This is a genomic window from Clostridium sp. AF15-41 (assembly GCF_003604095.1).
In the GTDB taxonomy this organism is placed as follows: Bacteria; Bacillota; Clostridia; order Lachnospirales; family Lachnospiraceae; genus Coprococcus.
The window spans coordinates 59,118-74,925 of sequence record NZ_QTMQ01000007.1 but is presented as its reverse complement, the minus strand read 5'-3'; the positions used below and the strand labels follow the sequence as shown (position 1 = coordinate 74,925).

The window sequence follows — 15,808 nt, the reverse complement described above, 5'->3', positions numbered from 1 at the left end:
TTCAAAACGAATTTGCCATCTTTTGTTTTTACTATGATAACGCAAATCTGGATTTTAGCAAGAGGAATTTTGTGGATTATAATATTACATAAAAAACAACATCAACATGCCAGCCATAAGACTACCTTCGGATAATCTTATTTTTAACACATTGATGTTGCTTTTATATGTTCTCTATTCGATTATTTATTACTTATTCTTCACCCAGATATTTGTCGATGCTGACTAACTTTACACAAAGAACAAAGATCTTTGAAGCTGCTTCCATCTCCTCAACAGATGGGAAGGATGGTGCGATACGGATATTGCTGTCTTTTGGATCTTTACCGTATGGATATGTTGCACCTGCGCCTGTCAGAACAACTCCTGCATCCTTACACATTGCTACGATCTTCTTTGCACAGCCCTCTAATGCATCAAATGAAATGAAATATCCACCAACCGGTCTAATCCATGAACCGATCTCAAGTCCTGCAAGCTCCTTATCGAATTCATTCAGAACTGCTTCAAACTTTGGTCTTAAGATATCTGCATGCTTCTCCATATGAGCCTTTATGCCATCGATATTCTTAAAGAATCTTGTATGACGAAGCTGGTTGATCTTATCATGTCCGATTGTCTGAACAGTAAGCTGCTTCTTGATAAATTCAACATTTCTCGGAGATGTTGCAAGTGCTGCTACACCGGAGCCAGGGAATGTAATCTTGGAAGTAGAGCCAAACATGTATACCATATCCGGATTTCCGGCTTTCTCACATTCATCTATGATATTTAAAATCTTTGCCTGCTTGTCCTTATATAAATGATGGATGCAGTATGCGTTATCCCAGTAGATTCTGAAGTCTTCTGCTGCAGGCTTTAATGCTGCAAAACGTCTTACTACTTCATCTGAATAAACGATTCCTGTTGGATTTGAATACTTTGGTACACACCAGATTCCCTTTACTGCAGGATCGTTATTTACATATTTCTCTACAAGATCCATGTCCGGACCATCCTCTAATAAAGGAATATTGATCATTTCAATTCCGAAGAATTCTGTGATCTTGAAATGTCTGTCATATCCCGGTACAGGACAAAGGAACTTCACCTTGTCCAGCTTACACCATGGAGTAGAACCATTTACACCATGTGTCATGGAACGTGATACTGTATCATACATTACATTTAAGCTGGAGTTACCATATACGATGATATTCTCTTTCTTAACTTCCATCATATCTGCCATAAGCTGACGGCACTCACCGATACCATCCAGATCACCATAGTTTCTGGTATCGTTTCCTAACAAAGTTCTCATATCCGAAGAACTATTGATCTCATCTAACATTCCCATAGACAATGCAAGCTGTGAGAATCCAGGCTTACCTCTTGCCATGTTCAGACTCAGACCTTTTGCCTGTTCTTCCTTATACTCCTCCAAAAGAGCGGCTTTTAAAGTCAATAATTCATCTTTACTCATATCTTTGTATTTCTTCATTCTACATACCTGTGCCTTTCACTTATTCTATTCCGGTTAAATCAGTTATGTCCTGTAAAATTCCTATTAGCTATTTTAAAACATTTTTCAAAAAAGGCAAGCCTATAATTGAAAATTCTTGTCTATTTCGTTTTAAATATCAACTATTTTATTGAATTTTCTTTATTTTATTCAGTTTTTTCTGCAAAAATCGTATTTTTCTCCATTATTTTCATATATGACTTGTTTTCATTAAGTAATATGCAAACAAAATGACACCGGTCAGACTCTTTCCGACCGGTGCCATCTTATATGTATTTACGAATTGATACTTTTATAAACGTTCATCCTAGTATATGGAACTAAAATCCAGATACCACTTTCCAGCTCGCTTATATACATACATTGTGATATCTTCTTCGACATCATCATCTTTGCCTTTTACCTTAATGGTAGCTTCTACACGTGCAACCTGACTGACCTTGATATCGTATTCATCTTCATAGTCTTCCTTCTTATCTTCCAGCTTGCTGCCCTTTAACTTCTTAACCTTCTTGAACTTAACCTTGATACTCTTTACTTTACCAACCTGATTCTCCAGAGCCTCGCCTGAATATTCCATAACGTCGTCTAACTGTTCGATCATATCTTCTTTGTCGATATCATTTTCATCCTTAATATATTTAATGATCTTCTTATCGATCAGCTTATACATCTTCTTACCGCTCTGCTTTTCTACTGCATTTACATAAGCCTTAATAACTGCCTTTGGGCTCTGTTTGCCGTGGCTGGCAATTCCACCGATAATGTTAAAGATCAGAATCAATGCAACAACTGCTGCCGCCGCAATAATAACGATCTTCTTATTATTCACAATCGCATTCTTTACCTTATCAAATCCGCTGCCTGCCGGCTTATTACCCTGTGGCTGCTGTCCATACTGTCCACCATATGCCTGCTGGTTTGGATCATAATACTGCTGTCCGCCGTATGCCTGCTGGTTCGGATCATAATACTGCTGTCCGCCATATGCCTGCTGATTCGGATCATAATACTGCTGTCCGCCGTATGCCTGCTGGTTCGGATCATAATACTGCTGTCCGCCATATGCCTGCTGATTCGGATCATAATACTGCTGTCCGCCGTATGCCTGCTGGTTCGGATCATAATACTGCTGTCCGCCATATGCCTGCTGGTTTGGATCATAATACTGCTGTCCGCCGTATGCCTGCTGATTTGGATTCATATTCTGAGCTGCTCCATCCGGCTGTCCGGCATTCATGCCATTTTGCTGATTTCCATTCATATTCTCGTCCATGTTACTCTCCTTTATAATTCAGACTAAATTTCATCTGACAGCCTCATCTGCCAGATAGCCCATCGATAACACAATATATTCATTATCGACAAAATTTATTCTACCATCTAAAATCTCAACAGACAATATATTTCTAAAATTTTTGCTAAAGAAATGCCACACTTGTATATGCTCCAACCCCAAAATTCAGATACAACATTTCTGCTCTGTCTGGATTTCCACGAAAAAAAGAGATAACATAACTGCTATCTCTCTTTTCTTCGGCAATTCCCTACCAGTCATTCAAGCTCTCCATCTTATCAAGTTGATTCTGGATCAGTGAAACTACCATATCTCTTATCTCATAGGTCTTCATATCTGCAAATGTCTCATATGGGATCGGTGGCAGAAAATGAAGCTGTGTAATAACCTTTCGGAAAGATTTTCCTTCGAATGGTTTAAATGAATCATATAATACAACCGGCACGATCGGGCATTTTGCCTTCTGTGCGATCTTGAAGCTTCCCGGCAGGAAACCTCTCAGAGAATTATGGTTATGGTCATATCCGCCTTCCGGGAAAAGAATATATCGTCTTCCCGCTTTGATCTCTGTTGCAACGTCATTAATTACCTGAACCTGCTGCCTGAGATCAGTTTTATCCAGACGCTTTGCCTTTAACAGCTCACACAACTGCGTGACGATAAACAAATGTGATCGCTTCGCATCCATTACATATGTGCATGGCTTTTCATGTACGCTTATAACACCAAGTGCATCGTACTTGCCCTGATGATTTGCAAACATGATATATCCGCCTTCTGTCGGCAGATTCTCCATGCCGGATGCAACCGTCTCGATACGCCCTCTTTTCTTTACATGCTCGATCATAACCTGTGCCATTCTGTAGCATGTCTCCTCATCATATTTCTCACCATGTCTGGCATAATATGACATCTTCGGAACATAATACAAAATCAGAAAAAAACAGGAAATGATCACTATAAAAAATCTAACCATCTACCTAAATCCCCTGAATTTACAACTCTCCGTCCAAAAGTACTGCAATATCCAACAACTGTTTTTTTGATCCGGTGCGATCCGCACCGGATCCGGCCATTTATAAATCTCTACCCGTTACCTTTAATCGCATTAACGCTCTGGAAAGAGATGCTTCTGTCTGTTTGTACTCTTTCAGACTTTCCTTCTGCCTCAAACGCTCTTTCGCACGTTCAAGTGCCTGTTCAGCACGGACTCTGTCGATATCCTCCGGACGCTCTGCAGAATCCACCAGCATCGTTACACGGTTATTTACGATCTGGGCAAATCCTTCCCCGACAACACCAAGGATCTTCTTTCCATCCGGTGTATCAATTCGGATCTCCCCGATACTGGTTGCAATGATCATATTCTCATGGTGAGGAAGGACTGCCATCTCACCATCTTCCAAAGGCAATACAAACTTCGTAACCTTATCATCAAAAAATACTTTATTACTTGATATGACTCTCAGGTAAAATGTATTCATGTCTGTCTGCCTCCTTTATCCTACTGTCCCTTTGCGGCTTTTTCTTTGACTTCTTCGATTCCGCCTACGTTAAAGAATGCCCACTCAGGATATTCATCCATCTCACCGTCTAAGATAGCCTTAAAGCCCTTTACTGTTTCTTTAAGAGGTACATATTTTCCCGGAACACCTGTAAAGTTCTCTGCTACATGGAATGGCTGTGATAAGAACTTCTGCACCTTACGTGCTCTTGTAACCGTAATCTTATCTTCCTCTGATAATTCTTCCATACCAAGAATTGCGATGATATCCTGTAATTCTCTGTATTTCTGAAGAATCTCCTGAACGCCTCTGGCTACATTATAATGTTCTTCGCCGACAACGTCCACCTCCAGAATACGGGAATTGGATTCCAGAGGATCAACAGCAGGATAGATACCCTGTTCTACGATCTTTCTGGAAAGAACGGTTGTCGCATCCAGATGTGCAAATGTAGTTGCCGGAGCCGGATCTGTCAAGTCATCGGCAGGCACATAAACTGCCTGTACGGAAGTAACGGATCCTGATTTTGTAGAAGCGATTCGCTCCTGCAATTCACCAAGCTCATTTGCCAGAGTTGGCTGATAACCAACTGCGGATGGCATACGTCCAAGCAGGGAAGAAACCTCTGATCCCGCCTGTACAAAACGGAAGATATTATCTATAAATAATAACACATCCTGATGATTTACGTCACGGAAATATTCTGCCATCGTAAGTCCTGTTTCCGCAACACGCATTCTTGCTCCAGGTGGCTCGTTCATCTGTCCAAACACTAAGGCTGTCTTGGACAATACCCCTGACTCTTTCATCTCTGTCCAGAGGTCATTACCCTCTCTGGAACGCTCACCGACACCAGTGAAGATAGAATATCCGCCATGCTCTGTTGCTACATTCTGGATCAGCTCCTGGATCAGAACGGTCTTACCTACACCGGCACCACCGAACAGACCAATCTTACCACCTTTGGCATATGGGGCAAGAAGATCGATAACCTTGATACCTGTTTCGAGAATCTCAACAACAGGGCTCTGATCCTCAAATGACGGAGGATCTCTGTGGATGACCCAGTGCTCTGTATCTGCCAGATTCGGTCCACCGTCCAGAGTGTCACCGGTTACATTAAATAATCTGCCAAGGGTATCTGTACCAACCGGAACCTTGATTCCTGATCCTGTCGGAACAACCTCCATATCTCTGGATAAGCCCTCGCTTGCTGCCAGCATGATGCATCTGACGGTATTATTTCCGATGTGCTGTGCAGCTTCCATTATGCATTTCTTTCCATGATTATCAACTTCCAGAGCATCCTTGATGTTTGGTAAATCATTATCCGGAAATTCTACGTCTACAACAGGTCCCATGACCTGTACTATTTTACCGTTTTTCAAAACATCAGACCTCCTATTTCTTATTCTGCAGAGCCTTCGCACCACCAACTACCTCGGTAATCTCCTGCGTGATCGCAGCCTGTCTGGCTCTGTTGTATTTAATACTGAGATCAGCTAACATATCTTTCGCACTTCTGGTTGCAGAATCCATTGCCATCATTCGGGAATTCTGTTCACTACAGAAGGATTCAACCAGTGCTCCATATATGAAACCTGTAATATAATTCGGAACAATTCGATCCATGACCGCTCTCGGAGAAGGTTCAATGATGATCTCCTCATGATAGACATCCGCCTGTGAGATCTTGAAATCTATCTTTCTGAACGGAAGAAGCTGGATCATCTCCGGCTCTGCCGTTACACTATTTATCATCTTCGTATAAATGATATAGACTTCATCGATCTTACCGCTTTCATAGTTTTCCAGCATCTTATCCGCAATAACCCTTGCTCTGTGAAGACTTGGGTTCTGTGCTGTATACTGGAAATGAATATCAACCGGCACATTCTTCCTTGCAAAATAATGTCTTCCCACCTGTCCGACAACATATAATTCGCTGTCCGGGTGATTTGCCAGTTCTTCTTCTGCGATCTTAATGATATTATGGTTATATGCACCTGCCATGCCCTTATCGGCTGTAACCACAATATAACCTCTTTTCGGATTTTCCTTCTTTTCATCGTCTTCATTTTCGAAATAAAGATGATCCATATCAGGAAGATGTCGTAACAGTCGTGCCAGAGAAACCTGTAAAGTATAGAAATACGGTTCCGTATTCTCCAGATCCTTCTTCGCTTTTTTCAGTTTGGAAGAAGAGATCATGTACATGGCATTTGTGATCTTCATTGTATCCTTAATGCTTTTTATTCTGTTTTGGATTTCTTTGGTACTTGCCAATTACTCCACCCTCTTCATAAACTCTTTTCCTGCTTCAAGAATATGTTCTTTCAGATCATCTGTAAGAACCTTTCCTTCTTCAATCTCTTTGATAACATCCGGTTCTGCATCCTTGAAATATGCAAGCATATCCATCTGTGTCTGCTTTACTTTCTTGATATCTACATTTAAGAACAGCTTATTTGTTGCTGCAACCAGTGTAATAACCTGCTCTGCCATACTAAGCGGATGACATAACGGCTGTTTTAACAACTCCATCAGTCCCTTACCATAAGTAAGCTGCTCCTTTGTATTCTCATCCAGATCGGAACTGAACTGGGTAAATACTTCCATCTCACGGAACTGTGCAAGATCGATACGAACGGTACCGGTTGCTTTCTTCATAGCCTTGGTCTGCGCTGCACCACCAACACGGGATACAGACAATCCTACATTTACCGCAGGACGCATACCGGAGAAAAACAGATCACTCTCAAGGAAGATCTGACCATCCGTGATGGAGATAACATTTGTAGGGATGTATGCAGATACATCACCTGCCTGTGTCTCTATAATAGGAAGGGCTGTGATCGAACCACCGCCTAATGAATCCTTTAACTTACTGGAACGCTCAAGCAATCTGGAATGCAGATAGAATACATCACCGGGATATGCCTCACGTCCAGGGGAACGTCCAAGTAACAGGGACAGTGTTCTGTATGCTACTGCATGCTTTGACAGATCATCGTATACGATGAGCACGTCTTTTCCCTTATGCATAAAATATTCTGCCATCGATGTTCCTGCATATGGTGCTATATACTGAAGCGGTGCAGGATCACTGGCTGTTGATGCTACAATGATCGTATAGTCCATTGCATCGTTTTTCTCAAGTGTGGAAACAATCTTTGCAACGGTGGATGCCTTCTGACCGATCGCTACATAGATGCAGACAACATCCTTTCCACGCTGGTTGATGATCGTATCAAGTGCGATCGAAGTCTTACCGGTCTGACGATCACCGATGATCAGCTCACGCTGTCCTTTACCGATCGGGAACATGGAATCGATTGACAGGATACCGGTCTGAAGTGGTTCATTGACCGACTGTCTGTCTGCGATACTTGGTGCTTCCTGCTCAACCGGCATGTAATCTGCCTCTTTGATCGCTCCCTTACCATCAATCGGTGCACCCAGTGCATTGATGATTCTTCCAAGGAATTCTTCACCTACCGGTACGCCGGCTCTCTTACCAGTTCTGGTAACCTTTGTACCTTCTTTTATTCCGGTATCTTTTCCGAACAGGATACATCCGATCTCGGTTCTTCTGATATCCTGTACCATACCCTTGATACCATTTTCAAATACTACAATCTCACCATACATGGCATTATCAATACCATATATCGTTACTATTCCATCTCCTACCCAGATGACAGTTCCTACTTCTTTGTCCCGGGTGTCGAAGTCAAAATTCTCTATCTCACTTTTCAGTATGGAGATAATATCTCCTGAACTTATTGAACTCAAATCTTATCACCTCGTAACCAATCTTTGTGTAAGCCGCTTACATCTGCCTGCCAGACTCCAGTCATATTCCTTATTTCCGACCTTAATAATAAAGCCTCCAATCAGACTGTCGTTCTTCTCCAATGTCAGTTCCACATCTGAGGTCTTATATTTCTTTTTCAGAAAATCTTCAATCCCCTTCTTCTGTGCCTCCGTTGGAGGTGTCACATAATAAAGGGTTGCAAGAAGGACATCCGCCTTCTTCTTTATAAGAACTCTGTATTCTCTGCATATCTCAAAGAACTGATCAAAATCAGAATTGTTGCAAAGCACCTTTAAGAATTTTACCGTAGTCTTTGAACTATCAAATATCTTATCGATAATTTCTGACTTTTTTTCTCTGCTGACAACCGGACACGTAAGTGCCTCCTGTAATTCAGGATTCTCCCTGACAACTGCTTCCATGTCTGAAAGCTCAGCCGCATCAATATTCAGCTCGCACAAAACTTCAGCATAATTAATTGCTTTCTGTGTCATGGGCCTCACCTGCTTTTTCTATAAACTCATCATATAGTGACTGATTTTTCGCGTCATTTGAGTCTTCACCCAGAATCTTAGCCGCTGCCGACATTGCAAGCTCTGCAACCTGAGATTCCATATCGCTCAAAGCCTTTTCACGCTGTACTTCTATAGTTTTTTCCGCATCCTTGATCATGCGGTTTGATTTCTCGCCTGCATCTGCCACAATCCTGTTATATTCATTCTGTGCAGCCTGTCTGGATTTGTCCCGCATGGTATCACATTCATCCTGAACACCTGCGAGAGTATCTTCATATTGCTGCTTCAGTTTCATGGCATCATCCTTCGTCTGATTGGCATTCGCGATTGAGGATTTGATCATCTCTTCACGTTCTGCCATGATCTTATTGATCGGACCGATCAGGAATTTCTTTAACAGAAGAAACAAAACTATAATATTAATTATGGTTATGGCTATGGACGAGACACTTAAATTTATCATTTAATGACCTCCTGCCTTTCTGTCTGTTTTCGTTATCCGACAATTACGATTCCTTCATATCTTTTCTGATATGAAGTTGCAATCATCATTTTCAAATATAAATTATTTCAGAAGAAGAATGATCAAAAGACCAATTACCAGACCGTAAACGGCTGTTGCCTCTGCAAGTGCTCCACCGATGATCAGAAGCTTTGTGATCTTACTGTCTGCTTCCGGCTGTCTTGCTACTGCTTCTACTGCCTTTGATGTTGCGATTCCAAGTCCGATACCTGCACCAATACCTGTTAATACTGCTATAGCAGCTCCAATTGCGATTACTGTATTCATAATTATTATCTCCTTTTCATTTTCCTTATGTTAATCTTAGTCTTCTCCCAATCCTTCCTGCATGTAGAGTGCAGTTAAGAATGTGAATACAAATGCCTGAAGTAAGCCATCAAAGATATCAAAATAAAGGCTTAACGGAATAGGCACAATGACAGGCGCTACCGCCTCAATTAATTTCATTACAACAAATGCACCTAAAACATTGCCGAACAATCGCATACATAACGACAATGGTTTTATTACAAGCTCCATTACATTTATAGGTGCTACTATTGCTACCGGCTCTGCAAAGCTCTTAAGCCAGCCTTTCGGTCCCCTGCTTCTGATACAGACAACCTGAACCATGACTATACTCATGATCGCCAGTGCTGCTGTTACGTTCAGATCCTTGGTTGGTGGTTTAAATCCAAATATACCTGCGATATTTGCCATTCCGATATACAAAATGACAGTGATCAGATACGGTATATATGTCTTACCTTTTTCTCCCATAACGTCACTAAACAGATTATTAAATGTCGTAATGATCGACTCCAGAGCAAGCTGTTTCTTTCCCGGATTCTCAACTTTCAGGTTCCGGACAAGTATAACGGACAACAGAACAAGTACCGCCATAATGATCCATGTTACCACGATTGATTCCGAGATCGGGATTCCACCAAAAATTGGAATGGTAAAGAGAGTCTCGCAATTCAGCTCCTCTGTTAACTTTTCTGCAAGGTCACCCGTAGGTCTTCACTTCCTCTCATGTAATTTTTTTCAAAGGGCATACTAACTGTTAAGGATATTTATTACTTCTCTTGCATCACTCTCGGAAAATCCTTTTACCGTATTCTCCGTATTGATCCAGTAATCAGCAAGTCCAACTCTGTCCCAGTCTGAATCCATGTCATCTAAGATCACCAGCCTGTCCACATCGTGTTGGTCTACATAGTCCTTAACCTCGAAGCATCGTCCATAATCCTCATACTTGCCGGATATATGTTCCTGCGGCGGAGTTACATCTGATATAACGAGACCTTCCTCCTTAAGCTTCAGGATCAGCTCCTGTGCTCTCTCGTCACATACCGGATCTTTCATAACCTCTTTCCGCCAGTTAAAGATCGCTACCAGCTTCGCATCTGTTGCCTTTACAACATCTGCAAGGTTTTTTACATTTTTTCTGTCAACGGTTTCACCCGGATTGTTACAGATGAATTTGTTTGAATTTAACACACCGTCAATGTCGAAAAAAATGACTTTCATTTAGATTTCCTCCTGCATTCTTCCATGTGCTTCCAGTTGTCCTTTAAACAACAACGTATTATAGCACACCATTTTTTATTTTTCACCTTTTATTAATTTATTAATAAAAAATATATTTCTAAACTTTTTATAAAAAAATCATAACTGATTCTACTCTGTAAAGTAAAATAGCCCCATCCTTTTCAGGCTTTCTTCTGTTTTTTTACGCTGTCTATAAAACAGAAGAAAACTCTTACCGGAGGATGGGGCTTTATTTCTGAATATCTGTGTTCTATTCAGCCCCACCTGTAATGATCCATGGTGCCGGCTGAGCAACAAATACATTTTCTTTATTTGTCTTGGATACGTTGATCTGTAACGCTTCCATATTCCGAATACCGAATTTGTCAAAGATCAGCTTGGTCTCTGCAAGGATACCAAGATCTAATGTGTAAATAACAAACTGCATCTGCGGATTGATCGCAAGCAGGCGTTCAATATCAGATTCCAGATAATGATTCGCAACGATAAATGCAAGTCTTGGTACCGGAATCTTACTTAAGGATTCTTCGCTCATATCCGGAATGATCTGCACGTTATGAACTCCAAACTTCTCAACATTTTCCTCCATAGATCTTCTGGAACCGCTGTCCGGCTCTACTGCAATGATCTGACCTTCGCTCGCTGTGATCGCAGCTTCGATAACGATACTCTCTGCCATCAGCGCAAGAATCGTGTCATGAGTATCTACACCGAGAATACTCATGATAACCGCGCGGATCTCATTGCATACATAATGAACCGATCCCTTTGTAAACAGATCATTCTTCATGCCGTACCGAACGGATTCTCTGGTCTTCTCGTTTACAATAAAGACAACCGTCGGTTCGGATATCTTCTTATTAATAACATTCTTGAGTTTTGCATTTGTAAGTTCACTTCCCGGCTCTGTTCCTTCGCCGATCCAGATATCATATTCGCCAAATCCCGCTTCCCATAATGTATAGAAGAGATCTTCATGACTGGCATCGGTATAGATCAGAACCCGCTTATGTGTATCAATCGTTGGCACGACATTTTTCTGTCTGCCGCAGATATTAAGCATCTTTATCTTCTCCGGGCTGACATCCATCTTATTTGCAAAGAAGCCAAGCCAGTTCAACATGCCTGAATTACTGAACGTATTTTTCATTGTTTTCTACCCCACTTTTCTATCGTATTTTCCAATCAGATAACCTTCTCCAACCGGATTGTCGTTTTCTAAAACAGTCTTTATAATTATACAATTTTTCTCGTTAACTGTAAATTCTTTTGTGCGTTTTTCACACATCTATCCACGAAGTGTTTCATCAATTCCGAGTGCGATCGCATTCACAATATCTTCAAACCGGTAATCAAACAGATAATTATCCTTATCACTGTCAATAAATCCGGTCTCGATCAGAATTGCCGGCATCGTTGTCCGGCGCAGAACAGCCAGATTCTTCCGTTCCTCAACTCCCAGATTCTCAAATCCGATATTTGCAAGCTCTGCATCCACATTTTCTGCCATTTCATATGCAATCCCTGATGTATTATAAACCAAGGTTTCCACTCCGTTATATTTGTTCGGATACGGTGCAGCATTCCGGTGCAGGGAGATAAAATAATCCGCACCGCTCTCATTTCCGATCTGTGCTTTTCTTGTCGGTGAATCATAGACATCTGTTGTTCTCGTAAATTCCACGTCATAACCAAGCTCCGACAACGCATCACCGAGTGCCAAAGCCAGATTCAGGTTGTCATTCTTCTCCGTTCTTCCATTATAAGATGCCCCATTGTCAAATCCACCATGTCCGGCATCGATCATTATTTTTATAGCCATAAAAAACCTGCATACTCTGTTTGCTACAGTATATGCAGGTTTCTTGTTATATGTACTTAATTTTCATGACCTCAGTATGCCTTTCTTACATGCTGCGTATATTTTTATATGAAAGGACCAATCTTAAGCCAGTACTTTCTTGATAGCTGCGAGCAGCTCATCATATGTCTCATAAGCCGGAAGATCAGGATTGTCTGCTTTGATCTGATCGGTACTCTTAAAGAGGAATCCGGCCTTGCTTGCACGGATCATTCCAAGATCGTTGTGGCTGTCACCACTTGCGATTGTATCATAACCGATAGACTGAAGTGCCTTTACGGTTGTGTATTTGGATTTCTCACAACGCATCTTAAAGCCTGTGATCTCACCACTTTCTGCTACCTCCAATGAGTTGCAGAAGATTGTCGGCCAGCCGAGTTTCTTCATAAGCGGGCTTGCAAACTGTGTAAATGTATCACTGATAATGATAACCTGTGTCATGGAACGAAGCTCATCTAAGAATTCCTTTGCACCGGGAATCGGATCGATCTTTGCGATTGTTTCCTGAATCTCTTTTAAGCCAAGTCCATGTTCTTTTAATATACCAAGACGCCAGTTCATTAATTTGTCGTAATCCGGCTCATCTCTTGTTGTTCTCTTTAACTCCGGGATGCCGCTTGCCTCTGCAAATGCGATCCAAATCTCCGGTACTAATACGCCTTCCAAATCCAAACATACAATGTCCATTTCGGGTTCCTCCTGTTATCTACATTCTCGCTTCATTATAATATACCGCCTGCCATTCTGCAATACCTTTGCCAGCAGAAGGACTGACAGGGTTATATTGCAACATGAACATCCATATAAAAAGATTCGCTTCGTTTCCTACTCGATACATATGCCTGATACGCTCATGCTCCTGTGCAAACTCGTCCTTCGGACTCAGACATGCACCCGCATTCGCTGGCAATATGTATCTCATCACGGAAACTACACTTAATATCTTTTCTATATGGGTAGTCATATTGCAATTATTACCCTGTCAGTCCTTCTTGCTGTATTTTTTATGTATTCGAATGGCATATATTAGTTTCTACAACCAGCCGCACCCATATACAGGAATTGCCTATATTCCACGTTTTATTCTTCTACCAATATATGCAGAAAATCCTGCATATTTGTAAGATACAAAATTTCTCGGATATCAGCTGCAATGCTGCACTGGCTTCCTTGTTTGATAAGATATCCGGCTTTTTTCTGTTATGAGATACATATTGCCGGCGAATGCGGGTGCATGTCTTAGCTCGAAGAGCGAGTTTGCACAGGAGCATGAGCAGATTAGGCATATGTATCGAATAAGAAAAAAGCGTATCTTTCAAACAAAGAAGCCAGTGCGGCATTGTAGCTGATATTCAAGATATTCCCCCCCACAAATATGCAGGATTTTCCCTCTTATTAATCAAAAGAATAAAATCTTGTGGCCCTGGTCAATCTGGTAGTAGGAGATTTTGTGCTGCCTGGCAAATTCCTTCTCTGTCTCCGTCTCACCATGAAGATTGGAGCGAAGCATCCATGATAACAGTATGCCTGCTGCAACCAGACCGCCACAGACGAGCCCTTGTATAACAGAAAATAGTTTCCATACGGACAAAAAAATATTTATCGTATCCATGTCTTATCCTGCCTTTCTTTTACATATTCCTTCGTTGTATCGGAGGTCAGTCGTTCTTTATCATGCTTATACTTTCTATATTTACGGAGATTTTTGGTAAAAAAACCTGCTGCCAGTACAAAAGGCAACACAACAAAATGTCCGCCAAATTCAGAAAAAAATCCATAACCACTTATAATTCCCTGATTCACTTCGGTAAATAAAATCACCCCAATTGTACAGCATATCACCCCAAGTATCACAGCATCCGAGATAAAGCTCCGCTTATTGACCGGAATATTTCCAACTACCTTTCCAGTCTGCCCATTTACCAGAATCGTATAAAGCTCATGTTTATACCAGAAGGTCATGAACCATGCAGGAAGGAGTGCATACTCAATTTTATCCACACTGTACTGTTCAATGCTCTTCTCTATGTAAGTCGTTCCTGTATCTTCTATCATCGCTTTATCCATCGCAGCACTGATTTTCTGATGAATCTCCGGTGCCGCTTCTCTGGATGGTACATCATATCGATCTGCATAGAATCCCGACAGGTAAGATGGATCAAAAGGCTTTAATGCTTCCATATGATATGGTTCCAGTCGGCCGGATAGCCGATCATCTAATTTTCTGGATGCATCAAATGTAACCCGGTCAAAATTACCATATGCATCTGCATACATATCGGTTCTTTGATTTATCCCCGCAGAAAAGCTTCTCTTCTCTGATTCATATTTCTGATTCTGAAATGATCCCGGATACATACCTACCTTCTTCGTTGTCTGCAGCATCGAATAAAAGGATTGGTTTCTATTCGTTCCGGCATTAAAGATATTTGTCGGCTCTTTCTTCTCTTCATCACTTGATACTAAATGCAGATTGGCCTTTTTTCTCATATATGCTGTATACAGCCAATATGGAATATAGATTCCACGGATCTTGTCAATCTTCGGATGCTTGATCTCTCTTGGCACATATCTGCCTGTACCAAATCTCTCTTTGATCGCATCCACTGCCTGCTGTTCCGTTACGGAAAATGGAATGATATAATCCGGCCATACTTCCTTCGATTCACGGTCAAATATAACCGTCGGCTGTCCACAAAACGAACAAAAAGTTGCCCGCTCGTTTCCATGGATCATAATCTGTGCTCCGCAGGAAGTACAGCGGAATATCTGAACCGACATCAGTCGTTCCCTCTGTGTCCCTTTCCGGTCATCTGCATAAGCAGCATCTTGTACCTGCTGCTCTGTTTTTCCTGCCATTTCCTCTGTTTCCATCTGTTTTGATACAGCCGATATATCTTCCGGTCTGTTATTCTGCATCTCAAATGCCAACAGATCTGCATCCCAGTCAGGATTGATCTGGATTTCCTTCTCTCCATGCCACTTCTGATCTTTATCAAGACCAAACCACAGATCATCAAATGATCGTTTTCCGTCTTCTTTTTTCTCTGTATCCGGATCTACTTCCTTTAACTTCATATGGAATCTGCGTTCGCTTGTCTGACCACATTGTGTACATTTCATTTTTCCGAGATCCGGATCATATACCAGCACACCCCCGCATGCCTCACACTTATAGATCATATGTTTCTCCCCTTGAAATTCATCAAATTTTATTATGATATTTTAAGATGTTTCTGTTATCCTTTCATGCACG

At 41.4% G+C, this 15,808-nt stretch carries 17 protein-coding genes and 1 pseudogene; all 18 read right to left on the bottom strand.

From position 1 onward, the window contains the following. Positions 1 to 193: 193 nt before the first annotated feature. Positions 194 to 1,480 carry an aminotransferase class I/II-fold pyridoxal phosphate-dependent enzyme gene (locus tag DWW43_RS06815; RefSeq protein ID WP_008400501.1) on the bottom strand — a complete coding sequence of 429 codons (1,287 nt, stop codon included), beginning with the start codon at positions 1,478 to 1,480 and terminating at the stop codon, positions 194 to 196. 328 nt (positions 1,481 to 1,808) lie between these two features. Further along, on the bottom strand, positions 1,809 to 2,777 hold the full coding sequence (locus DWW43_RS12310) for a hypothetical protein (protein ID WP_243104415.1): 969 nt from the start codon (positions 2,775 to 2,777) through the stop codon (positions 1,809 to 1,811). Between the two features lie 271 nt (positions 2,778 to 3,048). Continuing rightward, on the bottom strand, positions 3,049 to 3,774 hold the full coding sequence (locus tag DWW43_RS06805) for a lysophospholipid acyltransferase family protein (RefSeq protein WP_118675556.1): 726 nt from the start codon (positions 3,772 to 3,774) through the stop codon (positions 3,049 to 3,051). A gap of 100 nt (positions 3,775 to 3,874) precedes the next feature. Next, a complete protein-coding gene (atpC, locus tag DWW43_RS06800) occupies positions 3,875 to 4,282 on the bottom strand; it encodes an ATP synthase F1 subunit epsilon (protein WP_008400505.1) in 408 nt (135 codons plus the stop codon). A gap of 20 nt (positions 4,283 to 4,302) precedes the next feature. After that, positions 4,303 to 5,691 carry a F0F1 ATP synthase subunit beta gene (gene atpD, locus DWW43_RS06795; protein ID WP_044944676.1) on the bottom strand — a complete coding sequence of 463 codons (1,389 nt, stop codon included), beginning with the start codon at positions 5,689 to 5,691 and terminating at the stop codon, positions 4,303 to 4,305. Positions 5,692 to 5,704: 13 nt separating this feature from the next. After that, on the bottom strand, positions 5,705 to 6,589 hold the full coding sequence (gene atpG / locus DWW43_RS06790; RefSeq protein WP_008400507.1) for an ATP synthase F1 subunit gamma: 885 nt from the start codon (positions 6,587 to 6,589) through the stop codon (positions 5,705 to 5,707). Further along, positions 6,590 to 8,098: a F0F1 ATP synthase subunit alpha gene (atpA, locus tag DWW43_RS06785; RefSeq protein WP_008400508.1), complete on the bottom strand. Its 1,509-nt coding sequence runs from the start codon at positions 8,096 to 8,098 to the stop codon at positions 6,590 to 6,592. Positions 8,099 to 8,104: 6 nt separating this feature from the next. Beyond that, entirely contained in the window at positions 8,105 to 8,614 is a 510-nt protein-coding gene (gene atpH / locus DWW43_RS06780; RefSeq protein WP_119963108.1) for an ATP synthase F1 subunit delta, read from the bottom strand. Then, positions 8,595 to 9,098: a F0F1 ATP synthase subunit B gene (atpF, locus tag DWW43_RS06775; protein ID WP_008400510.1), complete on the bottom strand. Its 504-nt coding sequence runs from the start codon at positions 9,096 to 9,098 to the stop codon at positions 8,595 to 8,597. The genes atpH and atpF overlap by 20 nt, the downstream gene beginning before the upstream one ends. 102 nt (positions 9,099 to 9,200) lie before the next feature. Continuing rightward, the gene (gene atpE, locus DWW43_RS06770) at positions 9,201 to 9,425 is read right to left on the bottom strand and encodes an ATP synthase F0 subunit C (protein WP_008400511.1); all 225 of its coding nucleotides are present in this window, start codon (positions 9,423 to 9,425) and stop codon (positions 9,201 to 9,203) included. A 36-nt stretch (positions 9,426 to 9,461) separates the two neighbouring features. After that, positions 9,462 to 10,133 (bottom strand): annotated as a pseudogene (locus DWW43_RS06765) (F0F1 ATP synthase subunit A); the annotation flags it as partial. A 63-nt stretch (positions 10,134 to 10,196) separates the two neighbouring features. Then, complete coding sequence (locus DWW43_RS06760; protein WP_021944443.1) at positions 10,197 to 10,670, bottom strand: HAD domain-containing protein; 474 nt, start codon at positions 10,668 to 10,670, stop codon at positions 10,197 to 10,199. Positions 10,671 to 10,941: 271 nt separating this feature from the next. Next, a complete protein-coding gene (locus tag DWW43_RS06755; protein ID WP_119963106.1) occupies positions 10,942 to 11,841 on the bottom strand; it encodes a Precorrin-6B methylase 2 in 900 nt (299 codons plus the stop codon). Positions 11,842 to 11,979: 138 nt separating this feature from the next. Then, positions 11,980 to 12,513, bottom strand: a complete 534-nt coding sequence (locus tag DWW43_RS06750) for an N-acetylmuramoyl-L-alanine amidase (RefSeq protein WP_119963105.1) — start codon at positions 12,511 to 12,513, stop codon at positions 11,980 to 11,982. A gap of 123 nt (positions 12,514 to 12,636) precedes the next feature. After that, positions 12,637 to 13,239 (bottom strand): bifunctional phosphoserine phosphatase/homoserine phosphotransferase ThrH, encoded by a 603-nt coding sequence (gene thrH, locus DWW43_RS06745; RefSeq protein ID WP_021944446.1) that lies wholly within the window; start codon positions 13,237 to 13,239, stop codon positions 12,637 to 12,639. 19 nt (positions 13,240 to 13,258) lie between these two features. Next, entirely contained in the window at positions 13,259 to 13,462 is a 204-nt protein-coding gene (locus tag DWW43_RS06740) for a hypothetical protein (RefSeq protein WP_119963104.1), read from the bottom strand. A 489-nt stretch (positions 13,463 to 13,951) separates the two neighbouring features. Then, positions 13,952 to 14,164, bottom strand: coding sequence for a hypothetical protein (locus tag DWW43_RS06735; RefSeq protein ID WP_119963103.1), 213 nt, complete (start codon positions 14,162 to 14,164; stop codon positions 13,952 to 13,954). Then, the gene (locus DWW43_RS06730) at positions 14,152 to 15,735 is read right to left on the bottom strand and encodes a zinc ribbon domain-containing protein (protein WP_119963102.1); all 1,584 of its coding nucleotides are present in this window, start codon (positions 15,733 to 15,735) and stop codon (positions 14,152 to 14,154) included. The genes DWW43_RS06735 and DWW43_RS06730 overlap by 13 nt, the downstream gene beginning before the upstream one ends. Between the last annotated feature and the right edge of the window lie 73 nt (positions 15,736 to 15,808).

Excerpts from the sequence above, each read along its gene's own strand:
- DWW43_RS06815 (WP_008400501.1), bottom strand. The coding sequence starts at position 1,480 with ATGAAGAAATACAAAGATATGAGTAAAGATGAATTATTGACTTTAAAA.
- DWW43_RS12310 (WP_243104415.1), bottom strand. The coding sequence starts at position 2,777 with ATGGACGAGAATATGAATGGAAATCAGCAAAATGGCATGAATGCCGGA.
- DWW43_RS06805 (WP_118675556.1), bottom strand. The coding sequence starts at position 3,774 with ATGGTTAGATTTTTTATAGTGATCATTTCCTGTTTTTTTCTGATTTTG.
- atpC (WP_008400505.1), bottom strand. The coding sequence starts at position 4,282 with ATGAATACATTTTACCTGAGAGTCATATCAAGTAATAAAGTATTTTTT.
- atpH (WP_119963108.1), bottom strand. The coding sequence starts at position 8,614 with ATGACACAGAAAGCAATTAATTATGCTGAAGTTTTGTGCGAGCTGAAT.
- atpF (WP_008400510.1), bottom strand. The coding sequence starts at position 9,098 with ATGATAAATTTAAGTGTCTCGTCCATAGCCATAACCATAATTAATATT.
- atpE (WP_008400511.1), bottom strand. The coding sequence starts at position 9,425 with ATGAATACAGTAATCGCAATTGGAGCTGCTATAGCAGTATTAACAGGT.
- DWW43_RS06760 (WP_021944443.1), bottom strand. The coding sequence starts at position 10,670 with ATGAAAGTCATTTTTTTCGACATTGACGGTGTGTTAAATTCAAACAAA.
- DWW43_RS06755 (WP_119963106.1), bottom strand. The coding sequence starts at position 11,841 with ATGAAAAATACGTTCAGTAATTCAGGCATGTTGAACTGGCTTGGCTTC.
- DWW43_RS06750 (WP_119963105.1), bottom strand. The coding sequence starts at position 12,513 with ATGGCTATAAAAATAATGATCGATGCCGGACATGGTGGATTTGACAAT.
- thrH (WP_021944446.1), bottom strand. The coding sequence starts at position 13,239 with ATGGACATTGTATGTTTGGATTTGGAAGGCGTATTAGTACCGGAGATT.
- DWW43_RS06735 (WP_119963103.1), bottom strand. The coding sequence starts at position 14,164 with ATGGATACGATAAATATTTTTTTGTCCGTATGGAAACTATTTTCTGTT.
- DWW43_RS06730 (WP_119963102.1), bottom strand. The coding sequence starts at position 15,735 with ATGATCTATAAGTGTGAGGCATGCGGGGGTGTGCTGGTATATGATCCG.